The organism is Paenibacillus sp. BC26 (genome assembly GCF_900116125.1).
Taxonomy (GTDB): domain Bacteria; phylum Bacillota; class Bacilli; order Paenibacillales; family Paenibacillaceae; genus Paenibacillus_Z; species Paenibacillus_Z lignilyticus.
In genome coordinates this window covers 841,702-853,903 of the sequence record NZ_FPAD01000002.1, presented here as the reverse complement: position 1 = coordinate 853,903, position 12,202 = coordinate 841,702, and the positions used below count along the sequence as shown (strand labels likewise).

The 12,202-nt window shown below is 51.1% G+C and carries 11 protein-coding genes; 8 read left to right on the top strand and 3 right to left on the bottom strand.

Translation table 11 applies throughout. The features are described from left to right. Positions 1 to 164 precede the first annotated feature (164 nt). Entirely contained in the window at positions 165 to 701 is a 537-nt protein-coding gene (locus BM412_RS19910; protein WP_091222230.1) for a DnaJ family domain-containing protein, read from the top strand. A 96-nt stretch (positions 702 to 797) separates the two neighbouring features. Here BM412_RS19910 and BM412_RS19905 read toward each other — a convergent pair whose 3' ends face one another. Then, entirely contained in the window at positions 798 to 1,088 is a 291-nt protein-coding gene (locus BM412_RS19905) for a hypothetical protein (RefSeq protein WP_091222227.1), read from the bottom strand. A 247-nt stretch (positions 1,089 to 1,335) separates the two neighbouring features. Here BM412_RS19905 and BM412_RS19900 point away from each other — a divergent pair, with 247 nt between their 5' ends. The 3 genes from BM412_RS19900 to BM412_RS19890 all read left to right on the top strand — a co-directional run bounded on the left by BM412_RS19900 (position 1,336) and on the right by BM412_RS19890 (position 3,483). After that, entirely contained in the window at positions 1,336 to 1,707 is a 372-nt protein-coding gene (locus tag BM412_RS19900; protein ID WP_091222224.1) for a VOC family protein, read from the top strand. 23 nt (positions 1,708 to 1,730) lie between these two features. Further along, complete coding sequence (locus tag BM412_RS19895) at positions 1,731 to 2,504, top strand: helix-turn-helix domain-containing protein (RefSeq protein WP_091222222.1); 774 nt, start codon at positions 1,731 to 1,733, stop codon at positions 2,502 to 2,504. Between the two features lie 145 nt (positions 2,505 to 2,649). Beyond that, the gene (locus BM412_RS19890; RefSeq protein ID WP_091222220.1) at positions 2,650 to 3,483 is read left to right on the top strand and encodes a phytanoyl-CoA dioxygenase family protein; all 834 of its coding nucleotides are present in this window, start codon (positions 2,650 to 2,652) and stop codon (positions 3,481 to 3,483) included. A 406-nt stretch (positions 3,484 to 3,889) separates the two neighbouring features. Here the strand turns inward: BM412_RS19890 and BM412_RS19885 are convergent, their stop codons facing one another. Next, on the bottom strand, positions 3,890 to 5,596 hold the full coding sequence (locus tag BM412_RS19885; protein WP_091222217.1) for a response regulator: 1,707 nt from the start codon (positions 5,594 to 5,596) through the stop codon (positions 3,890 to 3,892). Beyond that, the gene (locus BM412_RS19880) at positions 5,593 to 7,437 is read right to left on the bottom strand and encodes a sensor histidine kinase (RefSeq protein WP_091222215.1); all 1,845 of its coding nucleotides are present in this window, start codon (positions 7,435 to 7,437) and stop codon (positions 5,593 to 5,595) included. The genes BM412_RS19885 and BM412_RS19880 overlap by 4 nt, the downstream gene beginning before the upstream one ends. 171 nt (positions 7,438 to 7,608) lie before the next feature. On the opposite strand from BM412_RS19880, the gene BM412_RS19875 reads away from it, so the two are divergent. From BM412_RS19875 to BM412_RS19860, 4 genes are all read left to right on the top strand, one after another. Beyond that, positions 7,609 to 8,496 carry a carbohydrate ABC transporter permease gene (locus tag BM412_RS19875; RefSeq protein WP_091222973.1) on the top strand — a complete coding sequence of 296 codons (888 nt, stop codon included), beginning with the start codon at positions 7,609 to 7,611 and terminating at the stop codon, positions 8,494 to 8,496. A gap of 2 nt (positions 8,497 to 8,498) precedes the next feature. Next, positions 8,499 to 9,332, top strand: coding sequence for a carbohydrate ABC transporter permease (locus BM412_RS19870; RefSeq protein WP_091222213.1), 834 nt, complete (start codon positions 8,499 to 8,501; stop codon positions 9,330 to 9,332). 123 nt (positions 9,333 to 9,455) lie between these two features. Next, on the top strand, positions 9,456 to 10,796 hold the full coding sequence (locus tag BM412_RS19865) for an ABC transporter substrate-binding protein (RefSeq protein ID WP_091222211.1): 1,341 nt from the start codon (positions 9,456 to 9,458) through the stop codon (positions 10,794 to 10,796). Between the two features lie 142 nt (positions 10,797 to 10,938). After that, complete coding sequence (locus tag BM412_RS19860) at positions 10,939 to 12,147, top strand: PQQ-dependent sugar dehydrogenase (protein ID WP_218163165.1); 1,209 nt, start codon at positions 10,939 to 10,941, stop codon at positions 12,145 to 12,147. Positions 12,148 to 12,202: the final 55 nt, after the last annotated feature.

The following is a 12,202-nucleotide window of genomic DNA, read 5'->3' as shown; positions in this document are numbered from 1 at the left end:
TACGCCATCAAAGGACGGCGTCAGCCGTTTCACCTTGTGCGCGGAAATTCCGTACTGTTCAAGGATTCTACAAAGGTGCAAGGTACATGTTCACGCCGTTATTTGTAAACTAGTAGTAGGAAGTGTTTTTTGTTTACTAGTCTATTTTAGGTGGTGAGCAGGAGATGGGTTTTTGGTTCAGAAAGAGCAAAAAACAATCCCTATCAGTCGATACTCCTCAAGCAGACGAAAAGCCGAACGCGAAGTCCGAATCTAAGGTGGAATCTGCTGCGGAAACGGAAACGGAGCGTCCGGAATCCGCGGTCGAATCGAGGCAATTCTGGAATTCCGGTCTGTCCACGCAGGATTGGATCGGCGAAATGTACAAGGAGCAGGAGCGAAAAGGCGCGTTCGATCATCTGCCGGGCAAAGGGAAGCCAATCGAAGTTCCTTCCGGCGATATTACGAACAGCTTTCTGAAAGAAGCCAATTTCTTGCCTGCTTGGCTCATGCTGCAGCACGAAATCCGGGATCAGCTGCAGAAGCTGATACTTTCATCAGACGGTGGCAGTAGCGGCAGCGGCAGTGGCAGTATCGAAACGGAGCTCTCTGAAATCAACAAGAAAATCATGAAGTACAACAACATGGTGCCGAGCGCGATTTTGCAAAAAAGGCGAATAACGAAGGAAACGATGCAGCAGCAATTAGAGCTTTGGAAATAACAAAAGCAGCCCGGGCGGGCTGCTTTTTATTTTGGTTGACTTCCCATCGGCGCTAACTTAATAATCAAGGTACAGATGGAAATAACTAGGACAAGGTTAGCCCTTGGATTGATGCTGCTTAAGCGAAGCTTTTTTCGCGACCAGCTCTTTAGCCAGATCGGCTTGCTTGCGGGTGCTTGTCTTAATATCTTCATTTAGCTTATTCAGCCGTGACATCTTGCTGCTTAAATCACTGGCGGATTGACTTAGCTTCATGTCGCGCTGCAGCTGCTTGATTTTCGCTTGCGCCTTATCCGTCTTGGCTTTCTCTTGCGGAATTTTGCTCTCTATTTCAGCAATTTCGCGTTGCAAACGATCGACAATTGCTTTGGTGAAATTAATGGACATGTCGGGCACCTCATACTCGTTTAGTGTAGCTAAGTCATCATTTTACTATAGTTCATCCGGTTAAGCGAGGGATGGAGGCTGAAGGATTGGAGGAGGTCACGAGGTGCAGGAGCTGGTTGGGCAATGTGAGCAGTGCAAGAAGGACATCTTCTGCAAGGATGGATTTCTGCAAGGTTTGATTTTGGACGACGGGAAGTTGGTTTGCTTAGACTGTTCAAATCGGGAAGAGAAGGAGCGACTATAATATATGCCGATTCAATTAAAGAGCACGTACCTGACCGTTCCGGTAAGCAATTTCACTCAGTCTGTTGAATGGTACAGTGAACATCTGGGATTTCAAGTAGTGAAAGAAGATCCATTCTACGTCGAACTGGTGAATGATTCGGGGATTCGCATCTTATTCCAGCAAAATGAGCATTATCTACATTCGCATTTCGTTTATCCGGATGGCGCGCTTCAGTCCTCGTATGGGTTTATGGTGGACGACGCGGAGGCTGCTTATCATACATTTGTGGAGCGAGGCATTAAAGTCGGCCAGCTCTTCGATTATCAAGGCAAATCGTTCTCGTTTTATGATCCGGATGGCAATTTCATTGAAATCTGGAGTTTAGCGCAATAACGGATTGCGGGAGGTCATCGGCGTTGATCAAGCTTCATAGCTGTTATGCGAAGGATTTTCACGGGAAATGGGAGATGGGCAAAAGCGCTACGCAGTTTCATATCCTGCTCGTCGTGACGAAGGGCAAAATCATCTACTACGTCAATGAGGAGTCCGTCTTGCTGCAAAAAGGGGATGTTCTCTTCATGCCTGCCGGTACGGTGCGCGGGGGGATTTCGAGTGAAGAGCATCAGCGATATGCGACGCATTTTACGTTGGATGATAATGATCGCATGCTGCTGCCGCTTCTGGCGGAGAATCGTTACTGCAAAACGACGATCAGCGGGTTTGAATATTTTAAACAGCGGTTCATGTTATTGAAGCATCATTGGCTCATGAGAGGACCATATTCAGAGCCGACTTGTTACGCGATTCTGCTGGAGCTGCTTAGCATTATTAATTATGAGCGGGATAATTGGAAGCTTCCGGCCAAGAAAATCGAGATGACGGAGGATATCAAAACCTATCTGCTCGATCATTATAAGGATTCGGTTTCGCTGGATGATCTGGCCGAATTGACGGGGAGAACGCCGAATCATGTCTCGCATTTGTTCAAGTCGGTCACGGGATTGTCGCCGATCGATTATTTGCATCATGTGCGGATCGTGAAGGCAAAGGAGCTGATGATCGATAAAATGATGTCGATCAGCGAAATCGCGGAGGAGACGGGGTTTTGCGATCAGGCTTATTTTAACCGGGTGTTCAAGAAAGTGACAGGCTGTTCGCCTACGGCATTTATGAAGGGCAGGACAGGATGAATGGGTTGATAGCGGCAGTTGTGGTAACGCTGTCATCATAATCGTTGAATCGTCCAAAAGAAAGCTAGATCGTTACTCGAAAGCAGCCGGCAAACCATCTATGATTGAATCAGGTTCATTACCAATCATACGGAGGGGATTACGCGTGGATCCATCATGCTTGCAGTATGCGTTGACCGAAGAAGAACGGAAACAGTTTAACGAATTGGGTTATCTGATTGTGGAGAATGCGCTCTCGCCGGAGCAGGTTGCTGAGCTGACTACGGAATTTGACCGTATCTATGAAGACAAGCTGAGCGGCGGGCATGATCCGAAGACGGCATTGTTTTATCCAAACTTCATTCCGGATCACAGGTCGTTTCTTGATCTGGTGGATTATGATAAAGTGCTGCCGAAGGTCTGGGATATTCTCGGCTGGAACATCTATTTGTACCATGCGCATATGATTGCGACTCCGCCGTCCGGGAAAGCGAAGAGCGATGCGACGTTCGGCTGGCATCAGGACAGCGGGCGCGTCAACATGGAGATGGAGTCGCATCCGCGTCCGCGTTTATCGCTGAAGGTCGCGTATTTCCTCTCCGATGTGTCCGAGCCGGACCGCGGCAACTTCTGGGTGGTGCCGGGCAGCCACCTGAAGGACAATCTGGAAATGCCGGCTGATCGGCAAGGCCAGCCGGAAGGAGCGATCCCGGTATGCGTGAAGCCGGGGTCGGCGGTATTCTTCGATCGCCGCACCTGGCATGCCGGTTCGCCGAACTGGTCGGACTACACGCGCAAGGTGCTGTTCTACGGCTACGGCTATCGTTGGATTCGCACGAAGGACGATATGACCGTGCAGCACCTGTGGGAGAGCGCCGACCCGATTCGCCGTCAGCTGCTCGGCGCGGGCGTCAATTGCAACGGCTACTACAGTCCGACGGACGAGGATGTGCCGCTGCGCGGGTGGCTGAAGGAGCATCAACCGGAACTGGTGCGATAATAGGGAAGGCTGCCTGCCGGGCTCGGCGGTAAACGTTATCTTCCGCCTGTAACGGTTGTGACAGAGGCTATTTAGCCTTAAAAGCCTGTTTTAATTTTCTAACGGTTGCCATAGCGCTTATTTGGGCATTTTGCGATCAAAATCACCCATTTGCGGCGAATAACGTTGCTCACAACCGTTAGAATTTTAAAAGTAGCTATTTGCATGAAATAGCCACGCTGGCAACCGTTAGAGTTTATTCGAAATATAAGAAGGCTGCCGATCAGTGATCGGCAGCCTTCTTTTTGGGTTCTTTGTGGTGAAGCGCACGTAGGAATCTACATGCGCGTGATTGCTGGGTTTTCAGCGAAAGAAGCGCACGTAGAGATCCTTCATGCGCTTCTTAGTTTGGTTTTTGGCGAGTCACCTACTCCATCCCATACTGCCGCTTGCGGAACTCGCTTGGCGTGCAGTCCATTAGCTTCTTGAACACCTTGCTGAAATACTTCTCATCCTGGAAGCCCGACATTTCGGCGACTTGGGTGATTTTCAGATGGGCGCTGGCTAGCAGGATCTTTGCCCGATTGATGCGGCACGCGGTGATGAAGTCCGAGACATTCTGGTTCAGCTCCTGCTTGAACTTGCGGGAGATGTATTCGCGACTGAGATGAAATTTGTCCGAGATGCTCTGCAGCGTCAAGTCCTCATGAGCGAACTTCTCAATATGAGCGGCAATGTCGCGAATGGTGCTGCCGCGCTCGCTGACCGCGTTCAGCCTGGCTCCGATCACGCATGCTTCGCGGACGAAGGCTTCCTTCCACGCTGCGTACTGAAAGGCGCCGCCCGCATCTACAGGTAGGGAGCTGCTGCCTTCTCTCGAATAGGGAATGTCCGCCTCGACGACATTGCGGCCGCCCTCCCAGATCGCGGCGGCGAGCTGGAATTCCCGCTGCCAGAGCAGCAGGTTCTCCGGGGTAAGCCGGGTTCTCTGATCGAGGGCATCGAACCACAGCTGCAGCGCGCGGCGGATGTTATCTGGACTGCCGCTTTGCACGGCATAGCGCACTCGCTCCTCGTAAGGGCTGAAGAACAGCGCCGATTCAGCGGACACAGCCGATCCGGCATCAAAGCAGTGAATGCATTTACCCGTCTGCAGCAGATTCCGCTGCATCAATGCGGTACGCGCTTGCCGATACGATGCGGTAAGGCCGGATGGGAAAGCAACCGGCAAACCAACGCCTATGGCCAGGCGCGCTTTCAGTGCGACAAACAAAGCATCGTTGCACTCGACCAGTAACCCGGGAACATCAACACAGCTGTCCCAGAAGAGCAGAACGATCTCCTGCTCAGCGCCGGCATGGTGACGGAAGGCGTGACCCGCGCCGCGATCGCGCAACATCTCGTTCACGATGTTGGCGACCGCATAGGCGAAGAGATCCCGGCCGGAGGAGCCGAATTTATCCGCTACGGCAGGCGGAGTGGAGCTTAGCTCCACAACGGCTGTCCGAATCATCGTCTCAGAAGCAGCCGAATTCGCAGCGCCAGTCCCGCCTCCGGCAGACCCGATCCCACTGCCAACCGCGTCAGTCCCACCATCAGCCGCCGCTCCATACCTCATGCCAAACGGCTTCATCGCCAGCGCAAATTCTTGCGCGGAACCCGTTCCCTTCATCAGGGCCGCTAACAGTTGCTCCGTATAGAGCGGCTTGAGCTGATTCAGCTCGATATCTTGCCCGCGCGCACGGGAGCGGCTCGCATCCTCGCTGCGCCAGCTGCTGACCGCCCGTTCCACCGCGCTAGTCAGCTGCTCCGCGTCGATGGGCTTCAAGATATAGTCCATGCCCCCGAATTTCACGGCCGTGCGGACAAAATCAAACGTATCATGCCCGCTGATGACGATGATTTTGCTCTCCGGCGCATGCTCCGCCATCCACTCCATCAGCTTGTCGCCGCCCATGACAGGCATCATCATATCCGTAAATACTAACGCAGGCCGCTCTGCCTGAATCATCGCCATTCCGGTCGTGCCATCGTCAGCCTCCAGCACCGTTTCGATGCCGAATTGCTGCCAAGGCACAAGCAGGCGGATCGCCTCGCGAACATGCCGTTCATCATCTACAATGAGTGCTTTCATAAGGATGGGTCCTCCAATGCATGTGGAATGTGAAGCGTTACCGAAAATCCGTGCGGGTGCAAATGCTGAATACTGAGCGCCGCATCCTGTTTAAAGTAGAGCCGCAGTCGGAACAGGATGTTCCGCAGCCCGATAGCCAGCCCTTCTTCCTCCTCATTTTCCACCTCATGATCCTGCATTAGTAGCCGGTTAAGCTCCGTCATACGTGCAGCAGATATCCCTTTCCCGTTGTCCGATACGACGATCGTGAGTGCCCCGTCATCGCCAAGCGAACTGGCAATAACCAGCTTCGCCGGCTGCTCCGACGGCAAGAAACCATGCTTGAAGAAGTTCTCCACGAGCGGCTGCAAAATCATCTTCGGCAGCCTTATGCTGCGCGTACGCTCATCGATCATCAAGATAATGTCGAGCGAGCTGTCGAAGCGCTCTTTTTGCAAATCTAGGTAGGCCTGCACGTAATCGAGCTCCCGGCTCAGCTCCACCCCAACATCTGCCATGTCCATTTGATAGCGCATCATCTTCCCAAGTGACGTCACAAGCTGATATACTTTCATGTTGCCATGCTGCAGCGCTACGGTCCCAACGGATTGCAGCGCATTATAGAGGAAGTGCGGATTCACTTGTGCTTGCAGCGCTTTAAGCTGAATGGTTTTGTTTGCGAGCTCGAGCCGATACTCCTTCAAAATCAAATTGTTAATCGTCTGCATCATGGACCGGAATCGCTTGGCTAACAGCCCGATTTCGTCATTGCTCTGGATATCGATTTGGACGTTCAAATTACCGGAATCGATCTTATTGACGTAACCGATCAGCGCCAGTAGCGGCTTCGTGAAGCGATATGAGATGAGCAGCAGGGCGATGACCGCAATAGCCAGGAAAGCTGCGCCAACCCAAGTATTAATTAAAGCGGTTTCATTAGCGGTCGCGTATAGATGGCTGTTCGGCGTTTGCTTGATCAGATACCAATTCATGTAGTTGGTCTTCACCTGTTGGTAGAAAATCATGCCGGAGAACGCATTCCCATCCCAGTCAAAATGCCCCTTTGTCGTCGAAGCGTTCCGTACAGTATGAAACCATTCGCTGTCCAGCCGCTTGCCAATTTGGGCATCATCGGAGGAGATCAATACACCGCCGTCGGCGTCAACTAAATAGAAATTCTCATGACCGGCATCATAGAGCTGACGGTTCAAATCATTCAGCACGGAGGTCTTCACATCAATCGTAAGCTCGGCCAGCTGCACATCGCTCGGAGCCAAGAAGATCGGACGATGAAGAGTAAAGACTTGTTCTTCCTTCACGGGAGACTTAATCGATAACCCGTAATTGTGACTCAAATGCGTCGGTTCGATATTGGTTTTGGAGGCCATCGTTATGGAACCGTTCTGATGTTTGCCTACTTTGATGTCGTCATTCCATAGTAGATAGCTTGTATTCTGGCCCGCTACATAGAGTCTGATTTTATAAAATTCCTGCACGCTCTGATAGATATTATAGAGATGATCCTTAAGCAAATTACGGTTCTGGATGACATCGCTGATTTGGTTGGGGAACACTTCGTTCTCCATATTGTGCTCCAAAATATAGTAGAGCGAGCGGGGGACATTCATCGAATTGTAGACGGCAAGCGACTTCTGGTTGATATTGTTCATATAGTTGATGATATTCGTGCCGCCGAGCGCGAGCAGCCGGTTATTCTTCGAGATGGCCTCTTTCGTAATCGAAGACTTCGTCTGATGATACGAGATTGCGATGGAAGCTGCGATCGGAAGTATGGTGGCGATTAAGAAGAGGATCATCATCTTTTTGCGGATTGTCGTGTTTTTGAACAAGGTTGTGGTCAAGGATGCGCCTCCCGAATCGATGGCGTGGATTTTGGTATAAACATACGCTATCAATTGTGAGTTGGTCAATATATTCCACCATGAAGTTCACGATCGTCTGTCGATTGCGGTTATGGAGTGCCGCTATACTGAGGTACGAGGGTTAAGAAAGGGGACATCTGTGTGCAGAGCGTGAATCGCAAAATCAAATGGCATGAATGGCTGCAGCAAACCGTATTTGTCGGACCGGGACTACTGATTTTCCTGCTTATCGTCGCGGTGCCGTTCTTTATGGGTTTCTATTATACGTTTACGGAGTGGGACGGGCTGGATCTGAACCATGCGAAATGGGTCGGCTTTCAGAATATTCATCGCATCTTCACGGATGATGAACGGTTCTGGACCGCTTTCTGGTTCACGGCAAGATTTACGATTGCAGCGGTTATCCTGACTAATGTGATGGGGCTGCTGTTGGCGATGCTGCTTACGCGTAATCTGAAGAGCCGAAATGTGCTTCGCACCATTTTCTTCCTGCCGAATGTAATCGGCGGCTTGCTGCTTGGCTACATATGGTACTTTATCTATGTTCGCGGATTTGCAGCCGTCGGGGAAGCGACGGGGCTGGAGTTCTTCAGTCTGCCTTGGCTCGGTACGCCGACTACGGCATTCTGGGGAATTGTGAACGTGTTCGTATGGCAGACAGCCGGCTACATGATGATCATCTACATCGCGGCGATTATTGGGATCCCGAAGGATTTGACGGAAGCAGCCCGTATTGACGGCGCCAGCCCATGGCAGATTTTTCGCTCGATCACCATTCCGCTCATAATGCCGGCGATTACGATTTGTCTGTTCCTCACGACATCGAATGCATTCCGGATGTTCGATCTGAATTTGTCCTTAACGGCCGGGGGACCGGGCTATGCATCAGAGTCGATCGCACTCAACATCTATCGCGAGGCGTTGACGAATAATCGATATGGACTGGGTACGGCCAAAGCGATGATCTTCTTCTTCGCCGTCGCGCTGATCACGGTCACACAGGTTTGGTTCACCAAGAAGAAAGAGGTGGAAGCGTAACGATGGAAGACAAACAACGATATACGCCACTCCTTTTCGTATTCGAGCTATTATGCGTGCTACTGGCGCTGCTTTTTCTGACACCGTTCTATTTTCTGGTGATAAACTCGTTCAAGAAGCTTGGCGCTATCCTCCTAAACGCAGCAGAGCTGCCGACAAGCTGGGGGTTTGGTAATTTCAAGAGAGCATGGATCGCAATTGATTTTCCGGTCGTGTTCATGCACTCCCTGGTTATTACGGTACTGAGCGTAGGCTGCTTGGTGGTTGTTGCGAGCATGAGCGCTTACCGTTTAGTGAGAAAACCGACCACCTTCAATAAGTTTCTGTTTACCGTCTATGTGGCGGCGATGATTATTCCGTTCCAATCGGTTATGCTGCCGCTGATGCGCATCACGTCGATGTTTGAACTGCGGGGGCATGTATACGGAATCGTCATTTGCTATATTGGCTTCGGTATCTCGCTTTCGATGTTTCTGTTCCACGGCTTTATCAAATCGGTACCGCTCGAGATTGAAGAGGCGGCTGTTGTGGATGGCTGTTCGCCCTATGGCGTGTTCTGGCGCATCGTATTCCCGCTGCTCAAGCCGATTGCCGTTACGGTCATCATTCTGAACGTGCTGTGGATTTGGAACGACTATCTGCTGCCGGTGCTTGTCATCAACGACAATTTCACCACGATCCCGCTGGCGGTGCAGAAATTCTTCGGACAGTATTTGCGCAAATGGGATCTGGCGATGGCGTCGCTGACACTTAGTACATTGCCGATCATTGCATTTTTCCTTTTTCTACAAAAACATATCATTCAAGGCATTACGGCAGGATCCGTTAAGGGGTAATTTATTGATATTTAACAAATTTAATCAAAATATTACACTATCTAGTTCAATTTATTCGGTGTATTAGCGGAAATATGCACTCTATAATTGGAAATGTAACCAATACCATTTGGGAGGCCAATCATGAAAAAAAGATCGATATTCGCACTTACGCTTGCCACTGCACTGATCGCAAGCGGATGTTCCAGCAACAATAATAACGGGGGCAACAGCACAGACGGGGAGAACGCAAACGCGAAAGCAAACAATACCGCTGCAGCGAACAATTCGGCGACTACAGAGACAACAAACGCGCCGAAAGAACCGGTAACGATTAAAGTATTCCAATTCAAAGTTGAAATTGCTGCCGCGCTTGCCAAGATGGCGGAAGCCTATGAAGCAGAAACCGGCGTGAAGGTTGAAATCGAAACGCACGGCGGCGGCGAAGATTACAGCGCATTGCTGAAGGCTGAGCTTGCAGCAGGCGAAGAGCCGGAAATCATTACATCCAGCGGCTGGGCCGGCTTCGATCCTTATGTAGATCGTGCGGTTGATCTCTCCAACGAGCCTTGGGCGAAGGATCTGGTAGAAGCTTCCCGAGCGCAAATTTCGCGCGATGGCAAATTGCTAGGCATGCCGATGACGCTTGAAGCATACGGCTTGACGTACAATAAAGATCTGTTTGCAAAAGCAGGCATCACAACGCTTCCGCAAACACTTGATGAGCTGGAAGCAGCTTGCAAGAAGCTTCAAGAAGCAGGCATTATTCCTTTCGCATTGACGAACGAGTGGTGGTCGCTCGGTATTCATACGTTTAATATCGCGAACGCAACGCAGGCTGATCCTGCTGCATTCATCGATGAAATCAAAGCAGGCACGAAAACATTCAAAGACGATGCACTTACGAAACAATGGGTTCGCCTAGTAGACATCATGTTCGCTAATGGCCAAAAGGCTGCGCTGACAACGGACTACAACACGCAAGTAGCGGAGTTTGCTGCCGGTAAATACGCCATGATTCAACATGGCAACTGGATCCAAGGCATGGTGGATGAAGTGAATCCGGAATTGAACCTTGGCATGATGCCGGTACCGCTGGAAGGCGCTCCGAATGTATTCACAGGCGTACCAAGCAACTGGGTTGTTAACAATAAATCCGCTCATCCGGACGAAGCCAAAGCATTCCTGAACTGGATGGCTACTTCGGAAACAGGCAAGAAATTCGTAGCAACGGATTTCAAATTCATCCCGTCGATCACTTCGATTCCGGCTGATCCGGCTGCAATCGGCAAAATCGCGGCAGACTTCGCAACGTTCTCCCAAGAACACCCGGATCAAGTGAAGGGCTGGCAGTGGGATCGCTTCCCTGACGGCATCACGCAACAATTCGGTGCTGCGATGCAGGAATACATGGGCAAACGCATCAAATCCGACGAGCTGCTTGGCAAGTTTGATAAAGCTGTAGCGGACATCGTGAAGAAATAAGAAGAATGGCTGAGCTGGGGCGACCTTGCTTGGCCATTTTTTTGTTTGCGGTGAGCCGGTTGTGGTTGCCTTCGGCTTGAATTGAGGTTTCCCGCTATGAGATGATCGAATGAGAAGAAAGCAGAGGAGGATGAGAAAGAGGATGAGGACATGGCCGAGAGGAATTTCGGCAGCTGTGTGGCTGCTCGGACTTTGTTTGCTGCTCACTGCTTGTAAAGGAAATGAAGAGTCGGCGGTATTGCCTTCCAATGAAAGCGGGCAAGCTTCATCTGATGTAGGAAAGGCCGTAGCATTAGAGGCTGTTGTGCCGGAAGGGACGCTGGATAATCCGGTTGGGATGGTGAGCGAGTACGGGGTAACCACCGCGCTGCGGAATAAAGGATTCGTGATCGAGCAGCCGGGACAAGTGGTCATGCTGGATCTTGGGAACCCCTCGACCGAGCCGCAGGTTGTGCTTGATATCCGGGATCGTGTGTACAGCGACGGTAATGAGCAAGGGCTGCTCGGGTTAGCTTTTCATCCGAAGAAGCCCGGTGTCGCGTACGTGAATTATACGACGAAGACCCATACGGTCATCGCCCGTTTCGTGATGAAGGATCCGGAGCATCCGGAGATACTCGATCCGGCGAGCGAGGTGAAGCTTCTGACGTATGAACAGCCTTTCTCGAATCATAAAGGCGGACAGCTTGCTTTTGGACCGGACGGTTACTTATATATTGCGGCAGGAGACGGAGGGAGCGGCGGCGATCCGCATGGCAACGGTCAGAATAAGCAAAGCTTGCTCGGCAAGGTGCTGCGTATCGATGTGAATACAGGCGTTAACGGCAAACATTACAGTATTCCGGCGGATAATCCTTTTGCAGGCGGTGGTGGAGCACCGGAAATCTATGCGTTCGGGCTGCGTAATCCATGGCGCTTCAGCTTCGATACCGTTACAGGTAAACTGTGGGCAGCGGATGTCGGGCAGGATCGGCTCGAGGAGATTAATCTCATCGAGAACGGGGGCAACTATGGGTGGAACGTTATGGAGGGAAATCTCTGTTTCAAGCCTAAGGAAGGCTGTAAGAAGGAGGGACTGATTGAACCCATCTTCACGTATGGCCGCGATCAAGGCGTGTCCATTACAGGCGGATTCGTGTATCGGGGCAAGGCGCTGCCGGAGCTGATCGGTTGGTATGTCTATGCGGATTATGCGATGGGCACGATCTGGGCGTTAAGGCAGAGCGAAGATGGCAGCGTTGAAAATAAAGTGCTGCTCGAATCCGATCATTTAATTACTTCGTTTGGCGTTGATGCGGACGGGGAGCTGTATATTTGCTCGCAGAAGGGCAGTCTGCTGCGACTTAGCTAGCGTTTGCTATATGCAAAAAGCCGCTCGGCAATGTGAGGGAACGGATATCGTTCTA